Origin of the sequence: Pontivivens nitratireducens (assembly GCF_011290545.1) — a bacterium.
In the GTDB taxonomy this organism is placed as follows: Bacteria; Pseudomonadota; Alphaproteobacteria; order Rhodobacterales; family Rhodobacteraceae; genus Pontivivens; species Pontivivens nitratireducens.
The window spans coordinates 1961650-1979692 of sequence record NZ_CP049811.1; the positions used below are offsets into that span (position 1 = coordinate 1961650).

General features: G+C 59.9%; 19 protein-coding genes, 1 tRNA gene and 1 pseudogene. 12 read left to right on the plus strand and 9 right to left on the minus strand.

Annotation, left to right across the window (positions count from 1 at the left end; all coding sequences use genetic code 11):
- Nucleotides 1–44 precede the first annotated feature (44 nt).
- The 8 genes from G8E03_RS09715 (at nt 45) to G8E03_RS09750 (ending at nt 5517) form a co-directional block, all read left to right on the plus strand.
- The gene (locus tag G8E03_RS09715; protein ID WP_166191103.1) at nt 45–464 is read left to right on the plus strand and encodes a PaaI family thioesterase; all 420 of its coding nucleotides are present in this window, start codon (nt 45–47) and stop codon (nt 462–464) included.
- Nucleotides 465–813: 349 nt separating this feature from the next.
- A complete protein-coding gene (gene rplM / locus G8E03_RS09720; RefSeq protein ID WP_166191105.1) occupies nt 814–1278 on the plus strand; it encodes a 50S ribosomal protein L13 in 465 nt (154 codons plus the stop codon).
- Between the two features lie 2 nt (nt 1279–1280).
- A complete protein-coding gene (gene rpsI, locus G8E03_RS09725; protein ID WP_166191107.1) occupies nt 1281–1802 on the plus strand; it encodes a 30S ribosomal protein S9 in 522 nt (173 codons plus the stop codon).
- 132 nt (nt 1803–1934) lie between these two features.
- Nucleotides 1935–2801 carry a lysophospholipid acyltransferase family protein gene (locus tag G8E03_RS09730; RefSeq protein ID WP_240910319.1) on the plus strand — a complete coding sequence of 289 codons (867 nt, stop codon included), beginning with the start codon at nt 1935–1937 and terminating at the stop codon, nt 2799–2801.
- 54 nt (nt 2802–2855) lie between these two features.
- Nucleotides 2856–3881 carry an N-acetyl-gamma-glutamyl-phosphate reductase gene (gene argC / locus G8E03_RS09735; protein WP_166191111.1) on the plus strand — a complete coding sequence of 342 codons (1026 nt, stop codon included), beginning with the start codon at nt 2856–2858 and terminating at the stop codon, nt 3879–3881.
- Nucleotides 3878–4303 carry a cytochrome c maturation protein CcmE gene (locus G8E03_RS09740; protein ID WP_240910320.1) on the plus strand — a complete coding sequence of 142 codons (426 nt, stop codon included), beginning with the start codon at nt 3878–3880 and terminating at the stop codon, nt 4301–4303. Before argC ends, G8E03_RS09740 begins: the two co-directional genes overlap by 4 nt.
- A gap of 72 nt (nt 4304–4375) precedes the next feature.
- Complete coding sequence (locus tag G8E03_RS09745) at nt 4376–4990, plus strand: holin-associated N-acetylmuramidase (RefSeq protein ID WP_166191113.1); 615 nt, start codon at nt 4376–4378, stop codon at nt 4988–4990.
- Nucleotides 4981–5517, plus strand: a complete 537-nt coding sequence (locus tag G8E03_RS09750) for a holin family protein (protein ID WP_166191115.1) — start codon at nt 4981–4983, stop codon at nt 5515–5517. Before G8E03_RS09745 ends, G8E03_RS09750 begins: the two co-directional genes overlap by 10 nt.
- A 1-nt stretch (nt 5518) precedes the next feature.
- Here the strand turns inward: G8E03_RS09750 and G8E03_RS09755 are convergent, their stop codons facing one another.
- Both G8E03_RS09755 and carA read right to left on the minus strand, forming a co-directional pair.
- A complete protein-coding gene (locus tag G8E03_RS09755) occupies nt 5519–7429 on the minus strand; it encodes a glycosyltransferase (RefSeq protein ID WP_166191117.1) in 1911 nt (636 codons plus the stop codon).
- A 65-nt stretch (nt 7430–7494) separates the two neighbouring features.
- The gene (gene carA / locus G8E03_RS09760; protein WP_166191119.1) at nt 7495–8649 is read right to left on the minus strand and encodes a glutamine-hydrolyzing carbamoyl-phosphate synthase small subunit; all 1155 of its coding nucleotides are present in this window, start codon (nt 8647–8649) and stop codon (nt 7495–7497) included.
- A 195-nt stretch (nt 8650–8844) separates the two neighbouring features.
- Between carA and G8E03_RS09765 the strand changes: the two genes are divergently transcribed.
- The gene (locus G8E03_RS09765) at nt 8845–9300 is read left to right on the plus strand and encodes a GatB/YqeY domain-containing protein (protein ID WP_166191121.1); all 456 of its coding nucleotides are present in this window, start codon (nt 8845–8847) and stop codon (nt 9298–9300) included.
- On the opposite strand, the gene G8E03_RS09770 is transcribed toward G8E03_RS09765, so the two are convergent.
- The 3 genes from G8E03_RS09770 to ctaD form a co-directional block, all read right to left on the minus strand.
- Complete coding sequence (locus tag G8E03_RS09770) at nt 9281–10474, minus strand: MFS transporter (RefSeq protein ID WP_166191123.1); 1194 nt, start codon at nt 10472–10474, stop codon at nt 9281–9283. The two genes, G8E03_RS09765 and G8E03_RS09770, sit on opposite strands and share 20 nt — an antisense overlap.
- Nucleotides 10467–10937 carry a DUF2244 domain-containing protein gene (locus G8E03_RS09775; RefSeq protein ID WP_166191125.1) on the minus strand — a complete coding sequence of 157 codons (471 nt, stop codon included), beginning with the start codon at nt 10935–10937 and terminating at the stop codon, nt 10467–10469. Before G8E03_RS09775 ends, G8E03_RS09770 begins: the two co-directional genes overlap by 8 nt.
- Before the next feature lie 118 nt (nt 10938–11055).
- Nucleotides 11056–12762, minus strand: coding sequence for a cytochrome c oxidase subunit I (gene ctaD / locus G8E03_RS09780; RefSeq protein ID WP_166191127.1), 1707 nt, complete (start codon nt 12760–12762; stop codon nt 11056–11058).
- A gap of 513 nt (nt 12763–13275) precedes the next feature.
- On the opposite strand from ctaD, the gene G8E03_RS09785 reads away from it, so the two are divergent.
- Nucleotides 13276–13536: a hypothetical protein gene (locus G8E03_RS09785; RefSeq protein ID WP_166191129.1), complete on the plus strand. Its 261-nt coding sequence runs from the start codon at nt 13276–13278 to the stop codon at nt 13534–13536.
- A gap of 83 nt (nt 13537–13619) precedes the next feature.
- Here the strand turns inward: G8E03_RS09785 and lipB are convergent, their stop codons facing one another.
- The gene (gene lipB, locus G8E03_RS09790) at nt 13620–14288 is read right to left on the minus strand and encodes a lipoyl(octanoyl) transferase LipB (protein WP_166191131.1); all 669 of its coding nucleotides are present in this window, start codon (nt 14286–14288) and stop codon (nt 13620–13622) included.
- Between the two features lie 181 nt (nt 14289–14469).
- On the opposite strand from lipB, the gene G8E03_RS09795 reads away from it, so the two are divergent.
- Together G8E03_RS09795 and G8E03_RS09800 are read left to right on the plus strand one after the other, a co-directional pair.
- A tRNA-Leu gene (locus G8E03_RS09795) sits at nt 14470–14556 on the plus strand.
- Nucleotides 14557–14779: 223 nt separating this feature from the next.
- Entirely contained in the window at nt 14780–15094 is a 315-nt protein-coding gene (locus tag G8E03_RS09800) for a hypothetical protein (RefSeq protein WP_166191133.1), read from the plus strand.
- Nucleotides 15095–15262: 168 nt separating this feature from the next.
- Here the strand turns inward: G8E03_RS09800 and G8E03_RS09805 are convergent.
- The 3 genes and pseudogenes from G8E03_RS09805 to G8E03_RS09815 form a co-directional block, all read right to left on the minus strand.
- A pseudogene (locus tag G8E03_RS09805) lies at nt 15263–16603 on the minus strand (IS3 family transposase).
- Between the two features lie 44 nt (nt 16604–16647).
- The gene (locus tag G8E03_RS09810; RefSeq protein WP_166191135.1) at nt 16648–17628 is read right to left on the minus strand and encodes a type IV secretory system conjugative DNA transfer family protein; all 981 of its coding nucleotides are present in this window, start codon (nt 17626–17628) and stop codon (nt 16648–16650) included.
- Nucleotides 17625–17930, minus strand: a complete 306-nt coding sequence (locus G8E03_RS09815; RefSeq protein ID WP_166191137.1) for a hypothetical protein — start codon at nt 17928–17930, stop codon at nt 17625–17627. Before G8E03_RS09815 ends, G8E03_RS09810 begins: the two co-directional genes overlap by 4 nt.
- Nucleotides 17931–18043: the final 113 nt, after the last annotated feature.

The window sequence follows — 18043 nt, forward strand, 5'->3', positions numbered from 1 at the left end:
CTCCTTTGCCAGTCTGCCGGACAGAATAGCATTTGGAGCACAGAATGGAACTGAAGATGAGCGCGGCCGAGGTCGAGAATTTCCTTGAGGAAGTATATCCTCAAATGGCGGGGAGATTTGCGGTCGAAGAACTGTCTGCGATGCAGGCGCGGGTGCGACTGAAAGTCACCGATGCGGATTTGCGTCCCGGTGGCACCGTGTCCGGCCCGTCTATGTTCACGCTGGCGGATTGCGCGTTTTACATCGCGGTGCTGGGCATGATCGGCAAGCAGGCGATGACCGTGACCACGAATTGCTCCATTGATTTCATGCGCAAGCCGATACCGGGTGATCTGATCGCTGAGGTGGTGCTGCATAAACTGGGCAGGGTGCTGGCGGTGGGCGATGTGCTGATGCGCTCTGAGGGGGTGGAGGCCCCGGTGGCACGGGCCAGCGTGACCTATTCGATACCGCCCGTCAGATAAGATCCATCTACTGCTGATCGCCGGGGCGAACGTCCGCCCCGGATGATGGGCAGCGCGTCGAATTCGCTGGATTGATTCGGCGGCGATCGGTGCCGTGCGAACGATGCTTCCCGTCCGTGCTGGCGCAAAGGACATTTGCGTCACGATGTCGGCATATGTCGGGCGAAATGGTGTTTGGGCCTTCTAAGGTATGGGGTAAGATAATACCATAATTTTAAGGCATTGAAAAACATAAGAATATCGGACGGAAAGTCGATTGACTGTGCCGGCTGAGCGTATAGAACCCTTGCATCCGCCGGGCGATCTGTTCGGCAGTACCCATTCGATACCGAACAACGGAATGCATGAGATGAAAACCTACTCTGCCAAACCGGCCGATATCGAGAAGAAGTGGATCCTGATCGACGCCGAAGGCATCGTTCTGGGTCGCCTCGCCTCGATCGTGGCCATGCGCTTGCGCGGCAAGCACAAGGCGTCCTTCACACCGCACATGGACATGGGCGACAACGTGATCATCGTCAACGCGGACAAGATCCAGCTGACGGGGAACAAGCGCGCCGACAAGAACTATTACTGGCACACAGGCCACCCCGGCGGCATCAAGTCGCGCACGGCGGGCCAGATCCTTGAGGGCAAGTTCCCCGAACGTGTCGTGACCGCAGCCGTCAAGCGCATGCTGCCCGGCGGCCCCCTCTCGCGTCAGCAGATGACCAACCTGCGCGTCTACGCGTCGGCCGATCACCCGCACGAAGCACAGAATCCCGATGTTCTGGACGTGAAGTCCCTGAACAAGAAAAACACCCGGAGCGCATGAAGATGGCTGACGAAATCAAATCGCTCGACGGTCTGAAAGACGCCGTGGCCGCCGATACCTCCGTCCTCGGTGTGGATGAGGGTGAGCAGGTCTCCCACGTTGAGCCCGCAACCCCTGTGGAACCCGTTCGTGACGAACTGGGCCGCTCCTATGCCACCGGCAAGCGTAAGGACGCGATCGCCCGTGTCTGGGTCAAGCCTGGCAAGGGTCAGGTCATCGTGAACGGCAAGCCGATGAACGAATACTTTGCCCGCCCCGTGCTGCAAATGCTTCTGGCGCAGCCGTTCTCCATCGCTGGTGTTGAGGGTGAGTTCGACGTTATGGCCACCGTTAAGGGCGGCGGTCTGTCCGGTCAGGCGGGCGCAGTGCGTCACGGTGTCTCCAAGGCATTGACGCTCTACGAACCTTCGCTGCGTCCCGCGCTGAAGGCCGCAGGCTTCCTGACACGCGACAGCCGCGTGGTGGAGCGGAAGAAGTACGGCAAGCGCAAGGCGCGCCGGAGCTTCCAGTTCTCCAAGCGCTGATCCGCACAATTGCTATCAGAAGGGGGCTGCCTGCGGGCGGCCCCTTTTTCGTTGCGGTGGCAATAGCCAGCACTTGACCAAGCCCACCCCGCACCGCACAAGGACGCACAGGTTACGATAAGGATGTGGCTCATGTCCGGGCGACAGGTCACACGCGAAATTTCCTATGCCGGGTCCGCCAGCACCCGCGCCGGACGTGCGCTGATCCGTACCGTGGAAAACCTGACGGGCCGACCACGGCTGATCCACATGGCGCGAAACTATCAAACGGATATCAGGGCGGGGCGCGATTTCTGGGCTGTGATGGTGGAACGCTACGGTCTGGGTCTGGACGTGATCGCGGGGTCCATCGCCGACATTCCGCAAACCGGCCCGCTGGTGGTGGTGGCCAACCATCCGTTCGGCATCCTCGACGGATTGACGCTGGGACATCTGTTGCAGCAGGCGCGACCGGATTTTCGCATCGTGGCGCATCAGGTCTTTGGTAAGGCAGATGACCTGAATGAGGTGATCCTGCCCATCAGCTTCGATGAGACGAAGGAGGCGCAGCGCTTCAATCTGGCAACCCGGCGCGATGCGATCGGGTATCTGAGGGCGGGGGGCTGCGTCGGGATCTTTCCCGGCGGCACCGTATCCACGGCAACCAGCCCGCGCGGCGTTCCGCTGGACCCACGCTGGCGGAACTTCACGGCCCGGATGATCACGAAAAGCGGTGCGACTGTGGTGCCGATCTATTTCCACGGGGTGAATTCCCGCCGGTTCCAGGTGGCCTCGCACATGCATCAGACATTGCGGATGGCGCTGTTGATTTCGGAATTCAAGGCCCGCGTCGGGGCACATGTGCCCATCGTCATCGGCAAGCCGGTTCCGCCCGATGAAATCGACCGACACCGCCACGATGCAAGCGCGTTGATGGATATGTTGCGCACGCGCACCTATGACCTGTCGCCGGTGCCGGTTGCCGCCGGGGCGTTGGGACATGAGTTCGCGTCGCGCTGATTGATCCGACGCCCGCGATGGCTTAGATCAGCGGCAACGATACGGAGAATTCAGATGACCAAGACCGTCGCGATCATAGGGGCCAGTGGCTATACCGGGGCCGAGTTGATCCGCCTTCTGGCGACGCATCCCGACCTGCGCATCGGTGCGCTGTGCGCCAACGCCAAGGCCGGGCGGCGGATCGCGCAGGTCTTTCCACATCTGCGCCACCTCGATCTGCCTGCTCTGGTCACGGTGGAGGAGGTGGACTGGTCCGGCATCGACCTGGCATTCGCCGCCCTGCCGCATGGCACCTCGCAGGAGATCGTCGCAAGTCTGCCGGAGCATGTGAAATGCATCGATCTGAGCGCGGGTTTCCGGCTGCGCGACCCGGCGGTCTATGAAAAATGGTACGGTGACGCGCATCGGGCGCTGCACTTGCAGGAACGTGCGGTCTATGGCCTCAGCGAGTTTTATCGTGAGCAAATCTCGGCTGCGCATCTGGTCGCGGGCACCGGCTGCAACGCTGCGACGGGAATGTACGCGATCCTGCCTTTGCTCTCCGCCGGTGTGATCGACCCGGATGAGATCATCCTCGACATGATTTGCGGCGTGTCCGGCGCGGGCCGGGCCGCAAAGGAAGGAATGCTGCATTCCGAGGTCAGCGAGGGAACGCACCCTTACGGGCTGCCGGTGCACCGGCATACGTCCGAGTTCGATCAGGAATTTTCCAAGGCAGCGGGGCGCAAGGTTGAGGCCATTTTCACGCCGCATCTGATGCCCGCCAACCGCGGTATCCTCTGCACAGCCCATGTGCGGGGCGATGCCGACGCGATCCACGCCGCGATGGTCGCACGGTATAAGGATGAGCCGTTCGTCGTGGTACTGCCCCAGGGTGAGGCACCGGCGACCCGGCACGTGCGCGGCTCAAACTTCGTGCATATCGGCGTCGTGGCGGATCGCAGGCCGGGCCGTGTGCGGGTGTTCTCGACTCTCGACAATTTGGCCAAGGGGTCATCGGGGCAGGCGGTGCAGAACGCCAATCTGATGCTGGGGCTGGAGGAGACGTCCGGCCTGACCATGGCACCGGTGTTCCCATGAGCATGTCACCGCGCAAGAAGCGTCGCATCACGATGATCGTTCTGGGGCTGTCTCTGCTGGTCGCGGCCTCCGGCCTGATTATCGTCGGGATCGGGCAGGGCGGTCAGTTCTTTCGCCTGCCCAGCGAAATTGCGGAAAACCCGCCGGGCGCACGGACCATACGCCTCGGCGGTCTGGTCAAGGACTGGACGCGCGGTGCGACGCATGAGTTCACCGTCACTGACACACAGACGGACATTCGTGTCCAGTTTACCGGCATCGTGCCCGATCTGTTCGAGGAGGGGGCCGACACCATCGTCACCGGCCACATGGAAGACGGAGTCTTCATCGCGACCGAGGTTCTGGCGAAACATGACGAGGAATATCGTCCCAAGGAACTGACCGACGCATTCGAGGATCGCGGGATCGAGCTGACCAACTGATGCATTAAGATTATCTCAACCGCCATCGGATATGCTCTTCAGCTTTCATTAAGGTCATTGAAGGCATGTTTCATGGATAGAATTGATGAGATGATCGCGGGGATCCTCGCTCGTGAGGGGGGATTCGTAACCGATCCGTCCGATCCGGGGGGGGCGACGAACCACGGCGTTACCATCGGCACGATGCGCCGCCTTGGATTGGACGTGGACGGCGACGGTCAGGTGACGGTCGATGACGTCCGAATGCTGCGGGTGACCGACGCCGCCCGGATTTTCCGTACACAATATTTCGAGGTGCCGCGTCTGGGTCTGCTGCCGGACGATCTGCAACCGGCGGTCTTTGACATGTATGTCAACGCCGGGAACAGGGCCGTGAAGCTTCTGCAACTCGTGCTGATCAAGCTGGGCGCGGAACTGGGCATCGATGGCGCCGTCGGGCCGATCACCGCCGCAGCCGCACACCGGATCGCGGCGGAGGTCGGGGTGCAACTGCTCGTCGATGCCTATGGGGTGGAACGGCGAAACTGGTACTACGACCTCGCCGATCGCCGCCCCGCCAGCCGGCGCTACGCACGGCGGCGCGATGGCGGCAAGGGCGGATGGATCCTCCGGGCCGAGGAATTCATCTCCACCCGCTGGCACCTGACCCTGAAACAACATCGTGAAAGGACAGCATCATGGGGCTGATTTCAGCATTGCCGGGTCTGGGGGCCGCAGCGCGTGGTGTCGGACAGGCCGTTGGCGGCGTGGCCGAGGTTTTCACCATCAACCGCACCAAACAGGCGGCGGCGGATCACGCCGAGCAAATTGCCGCGCTCGATCAGTTCGGAGCGGAGTTCGCGCAGAGCAAACGCACGTGGTTCGATTCCATTATCGACGGTGTGAACCGGCTGCCCCGGCCCGGCATGGCCTTGGCGACGATGGGTTTGTTCGCCTATGCGATGCAGGATCCGTTGGGGTTCTCGCTTCGAATGCAGGGACTGGCTCTGGTGCCTGAGCCGTTGTGGTGGCTTATGGGAGCCGTGGTCTCGTTCTATTTCGGGGCGCGAGAACTGCATCACGTGCGCACCCGCGCGGCCCCGGCGGGGCAGGACGTGGCGCGGGTCATGGCCACTGTCGAGGCATTGGAAAACACACAGGCGAAACGGGACGATGCGCAAGAACAGGTAGAGTCCAATCCCGTTATCGCGCAATGGCAGGCGCGCAACGGCTAATTCATACGCCCCGTTTTCGAGCGGGGCGCGTTCCGACACTTTCTATATTTTCGGGCCGGTGGGCGGTCAGACCGTGTTTAGTCTTGTGCCAGTGATAGGGAGACACGAACAATTCCACGACCGCCTGCCACGCCGCCAAGGCCCCCAGCGGCCAGTATGCCGGCAAGGTCAACGCCCAGGGAAGCCGCTTCATATCGCCCCGTCCGCGCAATGCCAGCATCACCGCGCTGAGCATCACGATCTGACCGATTGGCAAGCTGATAAACAGCGCGCTCCACAACCACCCCGGTATCCCCGAAAGTATATCTGGAGCAGCGCCGGTCACCGCCAGCCCCGTCATCGTCCAGAACAGTGGTATGGCCAAGTAGGCCGTGATCGCCCCCAGGAACATTACGTGAAAGCCTAGAAACCCCCGCAGCCCCAGGTCGCGCAGCAATTCGCGGGGCCTGCGCATATGTGAGGCCCAGGTGATGTAGTATCCCTTGAGCCAACGGGACCGCTGCGAAATCCAGTTGCGGTAATTGGAGTTCGCTTCCTCGAACGTGGTGGAATCGATCATTTCGCAGCGATATCCGAAACGGGTCAGGCGAACCCCCAGTTCGGCATCCTCCGTCACGTTGTGCGCGTCCCATGCGCCGATCTCCTCCAACACAGGACGGCGAAAGAAAACGGACGTGCCTCCCAAGGGCAGCGGCAGACCCAGAAACTGTACGCCGTGCAGCAAAACTCGGAACCAAGTGCCGTATTCCAGCGTAAAGCACCGGGTTAGCCAGTTCTGATCGGGATTGTAGAAATCGAGCCGCGCCTGAACGCAACAGACCTTCCAGCTTGCTGAATGCAGATAGGTCGCCACCTTGCGCAGCTGGTCCGGTTGCGGTGCATCCTCGGCATCGTAGATACCGACGATTGATCCACGGCAGAACGGCAGGGCGTAATTCATCGCCCGGGGCTTGGTCCTGACCGGGCCCGGCGGCACCTCGATCACCCGCATATAGGGGGGCAATTCCAGGCCGCTCAGCGTATTGCGCGTCACATCGTCATCGCTTTCCAGCAGGATGATTATATCAAGCGCGTCAGCAGGATAGTCGAGCCGCTGCATTGCGCGGATCAGTTGCCCGATCACGGCCTCCTCACGGAAAACGGGGAGCAGCAGGGAGATCATCGGCCAGACGCGCGGCTGGATCATTTCGCGCTGCTTGGACAACCCGGTCCAGCGAAAGGTGAAGATCGCGGTCAGACGCAGGCCCAGCGTTGCGGAATTGGCGATCAGAATCCAGACCAACAGGATGGTGATCGCCAGCGTCGGGCTAGCAATCGCGCCGATCAGCAGAGCCGTCATCGCTGCGACGATCACAGTGGGCGACAAGACCTGCCCCCAGTTGCGGCAGCTGTAGCGGGTCGGGCAGGTGGTCAGTGCATCTGCTGCAATCTGCGGTCCGAACGCGGTCGCAATGGCAGTGGTCACATCGTCGGGCGTCGCGAGGATCAGGCCGATCCGATGGTCAGGCCAGATCAGCTTCGCCTCGGCCACGATTTGCGTCATTCGTTCAGCATCGTGCACGGCGAGGACCACGGAATTGCCAAGTCGCTGCCAGGGAATGAAACCAAAGGCCAGACAACGCCGGTATCCTGCCTGCGCACATAAGGCCGCGTCCGGGATCCAGTCTGCAAGGGATATGCCGGCCACGTCCAGATAGCGGCACAGCGCGTCGCGGGCCTGAACCTGTGTGATATGTCCGGCCTGCACCAGTATCCTGTCGATACCGGCGCCGGTCCTCTCCGCCGTCCAGGCCGCCTGTGCAAACTCGGCCTGTTCGCACAGTTGGAGGTCGTTGCACACCAGATCGCGAAAGGATGGTGCCATCAGCGCCCGCTTTTGGCGGTCGCTGAATTCCAGCAATATGTTCTCCATCGCCGCGATCTCCTCCTGTCAGGAGAATGGCGCGGCGATGGTAAACGGAGTGTTAACGAAAGCGATCAGCCTTGCATTGACTGCGCAAAACGCTCAAACAGATAGAAGCTGTCCTGCGGTCCTGGCGAAGCCTCGGGGTGCTGCTGGACGGAGAAGATCGGACGGTCCTTGACCTTCAGCCCGCAATTCGTGCCGTCGAACAGCGAGATATGCGTTTCCTCGACATTGCCGGGCAGGGTGGCGCCATCGACGGCGAATCCGTGGTTCATCGACGTAATCTCTACCTTGCCGGTGTCGATATCCTTGACGGGGTGGTTCACGCCGTGATGACCGTGGTTCATCTTGACCGTGCGCGCGCCGAGCGCCAGCGCCAGCATCTGGTGGCCCAAGCATATGCCGAAGATCGGCAGTTCGGTCTTGTCCATCAACTCGCGGATCATGGGCACCGCATAGGCACCCGTCGCACCGGGATCGCCTGGGCCGTTGGACAGGAACACGCCATCGGGGGCGTGGGCCATCACATCCTCATAGGTGGAGTCAGCCGGCAGGACGGTCACGTCGCACCCGGCGGAGACGAGGCTGCGCAGGATGTTGCGTTTCGCGCCATAGTCGATGGCCACGACCTTGGGTCCACCCTCGACGGCGGCGGCGAAGCCCTCGTTCCAGGCCCAGCGGCCATCCTGCCAGCGATAGGTCTGGGCCGTCGTCACGCCCTTGGCCAGATCGGCACCTGTCAGACCGGGAAACTCACGCGCGGCGGCGCGCAGTGCGTCCAGATCGAAATTGCCATCGGCGCGGTGTTCCAGCGCCACGTGCTGCATACCCTGCTGTCGGATCGTGCGGGTCAGCCGCCGAGTGTCGATGCCGCCGATGCCGATACGGCCGGTGCGTGCCATCCAGTCGGGCAGGGTGCCGGTAGAACGCCAGTTCGACGGCTCCGTTGGATCCCATTTCACGACGATACCGCGGGCATGCGGCTCCGCCGCTTCCTCATCCTCGGGCGTGATGCCGGTATTGCCGATATGCGGAAAGGTGAATGTGACGATCTGATCGGCATAGGAGGGATCGGTCATCACCTCCTGATACCCGGTCATCGCGGTGTTGAAACACAGCTCAGCCACGGTGCGGCCCTCCGCTCCGAACCCTCGGCCATAGAACACCGTACCATCGGCGAGGACGAGACAAGCGGTAGGCTTGGCGGCGGGCGCGTTCGCGGACATGGGACCGGACCTTTCAAGTATGAAATCTGGCGGAAGCTACGGCGTGCAGCACGTGCGGTCAAGTGAACAGTTCGTCTTATATTATCGTTTATCAACAGTAGGTTAGATGACCCGTCGAAGGTTGTAACCATTCGGCGTCGGCACTATAGTCCCCTGAAGCCTGCAAATGGGCAGGCGCGAACGATTGGGATCGCAATGCTCAGAGAGCGCATCAATACCGAGACGAAGGCCGCGATGAAGGCGAAACAGACCCTGCGTCTGACAACCTTGCGCCTTATCAACGCCGCGATCAAGGACAAGGATATCGCCGCGCGCAGCGGCGACAACGTCGATGGCGTGTCCGACGACCAGATCCTCGCCATCCTGTCCAAAATGATCAAGCAACGCCGCGACAGCGCCACCGCCTATGAGGAGGCCAATCGCATGGAGCTGGCCGAGCAGGAGCGTGCCGAGATCGAGGTCATCGAGGAATTTCTGCCCCGAAAGCTGGACGATGATGAGGTCACTGCCGCCATAGATGCCGCCATGAAGAAGGTCGGGGCAAGCTCGATCCGTGATATGGGCAAGGTCATGGCGGAACTGAAATCCAGCCATGCCGGTCAGATGGATTTCGGCAAGGTTGGCGGAATGATCAAGCAGCGGCTGGGCTGAGCGTCCCGCGCCGCAGGGCGAGCGCCAGCAGCGCCGCCCCGCCTATGGACAGCAAAGTGAACGAGATGCTGAGGCCAAATGCCTCACCGCTCAGCCCCATCACCACCGGGCCGAGCAATATGCCGCCATATCCAACCATCGAGACGGCCGCCACGGCCTCACCCGAGCCGGATTCTGCAAGTTGACCGGCACGTGAAAAGCAGATCGGTGCCATCAGCGACAGCCCCATGCCCATCAGGCCCAGACCGGCCAGGGCCACGGCCGGGCTTTGCGTCAGACCCGCCACCAGCGATCCCGCGATGACCAGTGCAGCGCAGCATTGCGCCGCGCGTGCCGCGCCGATCCGTTCGATGATGACGTCCCCGACCAACCGCACCGCCATGACGCCGCCCGACAGGATCAGCAGCGCCAGCGCGCCCTGCTCGACCGAGCCGCCCAGAGTCTCGCGGATGTAGACGCCGCTCCATTCCATTCCCGCGCCTTCCGTCATGAAGGCGATGCCGGTGATGATTGCGACGCCGATCAGCGGCCCGTGGGGCAGGGCGATCAGGGCGGAGCGTTTGCCCGCGCCGCCCGGTTGCCGCCCCGGTGAGACGACCAGCCACCACGCGATGGCGAACGCGGTCAGACCGAATGCCGAACCAAGCACGAAATGCGTCAACACCGGCAGGCGTGCCGCACCCGCATAGGCGATGCCCGCACTCACCGCCATGCCGGTTGACCAGCTACCGTGCAGCAGCGCCATGCGAGAACGTTTCGCTCGTTTCTCAACCTCGGTTCCGTAGGCATTCATCGTCAGGTCCATCGACCCGCCCGCCGCGCCGAAGACGAACAGAGTCGCCGCAAGTGCCACCGCACCGGGCATGACGGCAAGCAGCGGCAAGCTCAACGCCATGGCCAGCCCAAAGGCGAGGGTAACGCGCCCCGCGCCCCAGTGATCGGCGGCGCGGGCGCTCAACCCGAAACTGGTCACGGCGCCGGCCGCGGCGGCCAGCAGGACCATGCCCAGATGCGCCTCGCTCAATCCCAGCACCAGCTTGATGTCGGGAATTCGCACCACCCAGACGCCGAACAACGCCCCGTTGGTCGCGAACAGGATCAGCGCGGCGCGCAGGCCGGTGGGGGAGGTCTTGGCGGAAATGACGGGCGTTTGGCCATTAACGGAATCATGCACGTGCCAGCGCCCTTCGCAATTCTTCGGCAAGCGCCACGCGCTCCTCCGGTGTCAGGAAAGCGCCAAGCTCGATTTCCCGACCCGCGCCCTTCAACGTCAAATACTGTTCGATCGGGGCATCCTCACGGAGGTGAACGCTGACCCAATAGGGATTGGCCTGCCAGTCACGCATCGTCCCGTCGGGGTCGTAGCGTTCCACCCGGATCAGGTCGGGCCAGAGGGTCAGCTCTTCACGCAGGGAGCGGGCCTTGCGATTGCGCCGGATCATGTAGCGGAACAGGGCAAACGCCCCCACGACGAAGGGCAGCAGCCCCCAGAATACAGGTGTGCCGATGAACGGCAGTACGGGAATTGCTAGCCCCAGACCGATGATCCACGACATGATTTCCAGACCCTGCGGCGTCAGCGACTGATGCGGCCACAGGGTCAGGGACAGGATCGGATCACGGGTTTGAACAATCATCGTCAGCTTCCTCAGAATCGGCACCGTAAAGAACAGGGGCCGGAAGATAAAAAGGCCGAAAAACGAAAAAGGCCGGGGCGTTTGCTGCCCCGGCCTTTCGATCTGTCAGGCGAGGCCCCTAGTGGTGACCGCGTCCCTCCATCAGACTCTCATCCCACATCTCACGCGTGGGGAGGGTTTCGAAGGTATGCTCCGGCGGTGGGTTGGGCAGGGTCCATTCCAGCGTCGGGTCCGTGCCCTCACCCCAGTACTTCGGCTCCGTCACGCGGCGCCCGAACAGCAGGGCCTGCGCCATGATGCCGAGGAACAGTAGGAACGACGCGAAGGAGATGAACGCACCGATCGACGACACGAAGTTCCACAACGCGAAGCTCTCATGATAGTCAATATACCGGCGCGGCATGCCCTGACGGCCCAGGAAGTGCTGCGGGAAGAAGGTGATGTTCGCGCCTACGAACATCAGCCAGAAATGCACCTTGGCCCATGTCTCGCTGTATTCCTTGCCCGTCATCTTGGTGAACCAGTAGTAGATACCAGCGAAGATGCCGAAGACCGCGCCGAGGCTCATCACGTAGTGGAAGTGTGCGACCACATAATAGGTGTCGTGATACGCACGGTCGATGGCCGCCTGCGACAGGACGATGCCGGTCACGCCGCCTGCGGTGAACAGGAAGATGAAGCCGAACGCCCAGAGCATCGGTGCCTTGAACTCGACCGAGCCGCCCCACATCGTCGCGATCCAGGAGAAGATCTTGACCCCGGTGGGAACCGCGATGACCATCGTGGCCATCATGAAATAGGCCTGCTGCGAGGTGGACATGCCGACCGTATACATATGGTGCGCCCACACGACGAAGCCGAGCGCCCCGATCGCGATCATCGCCCAGACCATCGGCATGTAGCCGAAGATCGGTTTCTTCGAGAAGGTGGCGACCACGTGGCTGATGATGCCGAATGCAGGCAGGATCACGATGTACACTTCCGGGTGGCCAAAGAACCACAGCAAGTGCTGGTACAGCACCGGATCGCCGCCATATTCCGCCTGGAAGAACGCGGTGCCGAAGTTACGGTCGGTCAGCAGCATGGTGATCGCACCGGCCAGAACCGGCAGAGCCAGCAGGATCAGTACGGCGGTGACGAGGATGGACCACGCGAACAGCGGCACCTTGAACAGGGTCATGCCCGGGGCACGCATGTTCAGGAATGTCGTGATGATGTTGATCGCGCCCAGAATGGAGGAGGCACCCGACAGGTGAACCGCGAAGATCGCGAGGTCCGTCGAGAAGCCGCCCTCACTTGTCGACAGCGGTGCATAGAGCACCCAGCCGATCCCGGAGCCGTTCTGCCCGTTGCCGCCCGGCGAAACCACCGAGGCCAGCGCCAGACAGCCACCAGCGACGAACATCCAGTAGGACAGGTTGTTCAAACGTGGGAATGCCATGTCCGGTGCGCCGATCATCAGCGGCATGAAGTAGTTGCCGAACCCGCCGAACAGGGCGGGAATGGCGACGAAGAACATCATCAGGATACCATGGCCCGTGATCATCACGTTCCAAAGATGCCCGTTCGGAGCGGAGCATTCACCACCCCCCATACCGGAGAAGAAGCGCGCCCCCTCCATTGCCGGATCGCACATGAACTGTACGCCCGGGGCCATCAGCTCCATCCGCATATAGACCGTGAAGGCGACCGAGATGAATCCCAGCAACCCTGCGGTCAGCAGGTAGAGGATACCGATATCCTTGTGATTGGTGGACATGAACCAACGGGTGAAAAACCCCCGCTCGTCATGCTCGCCGGCCGCATGCGAGGCTGCATCTGCCATTGTCGTCTCCTGTCGTCTTAATACGGCGGAAGGACCGACTCGGCACACTTCCGACATTCACTGCTGATCTGGTGCTATACAAAGCTTGCGCGAGGCTCAACCATTTCCGCCCCGCGCGTGGTGCGACCCATCGCCCCCGGTCGCGTGCACTGGCTGATCCCATGCGCTGACTGAGGTTCGCGATCTTCCTAGCACGGTGGTTTACCGGAACTTAGCGAGAAAATGCCCGTATGGCCGCCATCACAGCGTTGCTGTCCCTGCGATAAAAGCATGGTGTCAGATGGTTCAGCGATTGGCTGATCGAAAGGGTTTGATTGGCATCATTCAGGTAAGGCACTGATTTGATTTGTGTAATCTGTGGACATCATGGCTGCCGCGCGTATCTGCTGCATATCACGCTCTAGTGAACGATTTTATATGAAACCAATCCCGCCTTACCCGAGTTACTCAATCACGACGGGGATGCCGGAGATTGTTTCGGACTGTCGTAAACAAAAAAATGGAGATTATCTTATGAAGCGCACTATTATTGCACTCGCCACCGCCGCAACTTTCGCTGCTCCCGCAGCTTTCGCTGAGGCACATGCCGAAATGTCCATGGGCGAAGGCCTCACCATGTTTGAATCGCTGGTTTCCAACGAGCTGGGCCAACTGGGCGTCGAAGCCGACGTTACCACGCTGACGCTGGGCCAGCTGGCACAGATCAAGGACATCGTCGAGGGCGACGAGACCACTTCGGTCAAGAAAGAGAACATCGAAGCGATCATCAACTGATCCTTCTGACTCTCTGACTCTGCGGTCGCAAGACCGATCAGGCGCGGCTCCTTGGGGGCCGCGCTTTTTTCATGCCTTCTTTTTCACGTCGAATGATGACCCGGTTCACCGAAAACCTGTTCGAACGTTTGCTTCAACGCGATATCGACATCGGGCAGGCCCACCGGATGGCCCAGATCGACCAGGGAAGTGACGCCATGATCGCGGATGCCACACGGCACGATGCCGTCGAAGTGGCTCAGGTCCGGCTCCACATTCAGCGATATTCCGTGAAAACTGACCCAGCTGCGCACGCGCAGACCGATTGCGGCGATCTTGTCCTCTCGTATGGTTCCATCGGGCAGGGTGGGGCGGTCCGGCCGTTGCACCCAGACACCGACACGTCCGGGCCGAATCTCACCGGTTACGTTGAACTCGGCCAGGGTGGTGATGACCCACGCTTCCAGCTTCGCAACGAATGCACGGATATCGCGCCCCCGCTTGTTCAGGTCCAGCATGACATAAGCCACCCGCTGTCCCGGCCCATGATAGGTGTATTGCCCGCCGCGCTGCGCCTCATAAACCGGAAAGCGGTCAGGAGTCAGTAGATCGCCAGGCTCGGCACTGGTCCCAGCCGTGTAGAGGGGCGGATGCTCCAACAGCCAAACCTGTTCGGACATATCGCCTGAACGAATGCCCGCGACCTGCCGGTTCATGTGCGCCACTGCATCGGGATAGCTGACCGGGGTGTCTGAAAGCTTCCACTCGACCATTATCGTTCCTTCTGCGCAAATGCTGCACTTTTCATATCGCCGCATCGGACTGATCGCCAGCGTACTGTCGCGATGCTGGCTGATCGGAAACGCGAGGCGGCGGCCTTTTTCACAGCGCATGACTTTTCCGCTTCACATCCCCCCGACGGTTCGCTATGCACCCGACACCAAGCTGGGATATGCGGTCGTGGCGGAATTGGTAGACGCGCAGCGTTGAGGTCGCTGTGGGGTAACACCCGTGGAAGTTCGAGTCTTCTCGACCGCACCATCTCTTGATTTTGGTTGTTGAAACCAGCTAACACCTTGAACGGAAAGGTGGTTTCTGTAGTTCGATAACCGTTTTCCCGGCTATAGCGAAGTGGCTCGGAAAATGCCAATCTCAGCACAGTGCGCTTCACGGCAAGAGAGCCATTTTCGTATATTTCCCAAGGCCTTGACAGGAACACAAGCGAGAGTTCGATAAACTCTTCCAACCTCCCCTTGGGCGGGATATGGTTTTCGACCCTTTCAGCCAGCACAATCTTGTCGCGTTCCAGCCGCTCGATCCGCTTTTCATAGGCCGTTATCACGGACGGGTTTGTCGCTTCTACAATCCGATCCAGCACACCTTCGATCTGAGTCTCGACCTCTTTGAGCTGTTTTACCATTGCCTGCTTGGCGACATGCGCTTCCGCCAAATGCATATCCCAAGCGTCAATGAACATCTGCTTTGCGAGCGCGAAGAAGCGCTTGGACGGTTGCATGTTTTTCAAGATGTCCGAGAAGCCATCTTCGATCCGTGCACGCGGGACCGATTTGCGCTTTGACTCGCACCCTCTCGTGTCACACAGGTAATAGGCGTACCGTTTGCGGCAGCCTTTGCTCCAGGCAGCCGTCATTGGCTTGCCGCAGTCATCACAACTGTCCGTCGTCATATAAAATGGGACATCAGAGCGGCTTGAGCATTGGAGGCTCTGGCTCGTTTGTATGATTGATTATGCTGCTTGTTTTTGATGTTGCAAGCGGCGTTGTCGGATTGTCTGTTTCTTGATCTTTGCCCTTTCCCTTAGAATGGCTTTGTCTCGCCCGAAGTAGACGTCGGCCGGTGTGACGTTGTTTAGGCTCTCGTGGTAGCGTTGGTTGTTGTAGTAATCGACGAAGGCCCCTATTTGGCGTTCGAGATCACCGGGTAGGTAGTAGTTCTCGAGCAGAACCCTGTTCTTCATGGTCTGGTGCCAGCGTTCGATCTTGCCTTGGGTCTGCGGGTGGAATGGCGCGCCGCGGACATGCGTCATTTTCTGATCCTCCAACCACTTGGCCAGATCGGCTGAGATGTAGCATGAGCCGTTGTCGCTGAGCAGACGTGGCTTGTGCCGCACAATGGCCTGGTCGCAGCCTGATGCTGTCAGAGCCAGTTCAATCGTGTCTGTCACATCTTCGGCCCGCATATTTGTGCAGAGCTTCCAGGCGATGATGTAGCGGCTGTAATCGTCCAGGATCGTGCTGAGATAATACCAACCCCAGCCAATGATCTTGAAGTAGGTGAAGTCAGTCTGCCACATCTCGTTGATTGCCGTCGTTTTGTCTGTGAACTCATCAGCGGCCTTGATCACCACGTAGTCCGGTGCGGTGATTAGATCAGCCGCTTTCAAAATACGGTAAGCCGATGACTCAGAGATAAAATACCGCTTCTCATCGGTGTATTTGACGGCAAGTTCCCGTGTGGTCAGGGCCTCATGTTCCAATCAGGTCATCACGACGGACATTAGGAATGCGGTTCCAGACCGATCCTGGGCGTGGGGACCTATCAGCCAGCCCATCCAGGCCAAAGTCGACATAGAGATCATACCATCGATAGAATGTTGTGCGTGGGATACCCAGCATGTCGAGGGTCTGCTTGACTGGCAGATGTGACCCCTCAACGGTGCGGATAATCTCAAGCTTCTCAGATGCAGGGTACCTCATTCCGCGAACTCCCCAGCCCCTGTCATGCTTTTTTTGAGCAGACGGTTTTCAAGGGTCAGATCAGCGACGCATTCTTTCAGGGCCAAAGCCTCAGAACGCAAATCCTTTACCTCAGGCGATGTGGCCTGTCGCGCCGTGTCGCCAGATAACCGGCGCTTGCCAGCTTCGAGAAATTCCTTCGACCAGCTATAATACAGGCTTTCAGCAATACCCTCCCTGCGGCATAGCACCGAGATGCTTTCCTCGCCGCGCAGGCCTGCCAATACAATGCGGATCTTTTCTTCAGATGAATAGGTTTGCCGCGTCTTGCGGCGGATGTTCTTAACCACCTTTTCGGCGGCGTCTTTCGACGTCTGGGGTTTCTTTGTCATCTCGATCTCCTAATCGATAAGATGAACCAGAAATCCTTCCTTATTCAAATCCACAAATCTGTGCCATGGGTGCTGACGTCAGACACCATAGACGCTAGGGGAGAATTCGTAAATTCGTCGGCCAAAATCCGCAAAGCGCCCGCGCCGTTATAAAGAGCATCGCAGAAGGCGAGGATGTGAAGTGCATAATAGGGCCCTAGGCTATTCATGAAGCGCTGCGGTCCCACGAGGAAAATGATGTAACCTTCTCGGATCAAATCCTCATGCGAAATTGATGCATTGATCCCGGCATCGTGCAATCGGGTGCCGGGTGAAAATAGGTCAAGCGACCGCCTTGCTTCGGATACATGCTGAGGCCAACTCTCATGGCTGGCGGCCTCCAATACAGTGCGGGCTAACGCTTGAAGCATCAGATGGCCCTCTGTGGCTTCGATTTCGGCGAAACCTTTGAGCATGGCCGGATCGCACAAGATATCGGACAGAGAACCCGGCGTAGCCAGAGCCGTACTGTTCTTGAGAAGAACCGCGATTCCGAACCGGTTGATGTCCCTTGGAACATCTCGGAACCATTTGTTTTTTGCATCTCCGCCAGCCGGTTCCGGAATGAGTGCGTTGACGATTGTATTGAGGGCAAACACCAAATCGCGCTGATCATGCCGGTATGTCGCAACTGCCGCCCCAAAGGGGTTTAAATTCACGCGTAAGTGGGCAAATTCGGGATGGACGCCCATATCGTCGATGACGGCAACTTTTCTGCCCTGCTTGTCGAGCATGTTGGCGACCTGCGCGGCAATTTCTTCTTTGCTGTCAAACATGAAGATGGCCTTGCGTGGCTCAGAACTCGCCAAAGAAAGCAGGCCAGGGACGCCGATGCATGTGGTTTTGCCTGTGCCATTGGCAGCATAGGTTGAGCTATGCCCCTTCGGGGCGAAAATAGGCTCTCGGTCTTCAAACGTGAAACCGATCAGCCGTCGCCCCTCTGGATCAATGGCGCGGCCTGGGAGTTTTTTAAATGGGAAGCTCATTTGATCAGCCCCTTCGTGCGAAGGTCGTTTTTGCTTGCCAGCTTATCCGCCTTGGGGGCGACCCCTTGCGCCTTGAACTTCGCCCACTTGCGCAGCGCGCGGATGTATTTGAAGGCGTGCCAGGTTCCCTTGAGCGCTGAGATCGCACCGGCCAGCGCGAAGACTCCGGCAATGAAGTGGAGCGGGCTCGGCTCCGATGGGGCCTTTTCCCAAAAAATCCAGGCCACGCCAAAACCAAGGCAGGAACGAAGAAAGTGAGCATTGACCGTCCAGACTGGGCTAGAGTTCGGTTTGCCGATCATAGGCTCCACTCTGATGTGTATGGTTGGTGCACAGGCTGCGCAGACATGTGTGTCCAGCCCCGTCGAGGGCTGGACTTGATAGTGTGAAAAGGGACGGAGTGATTGATCATCGC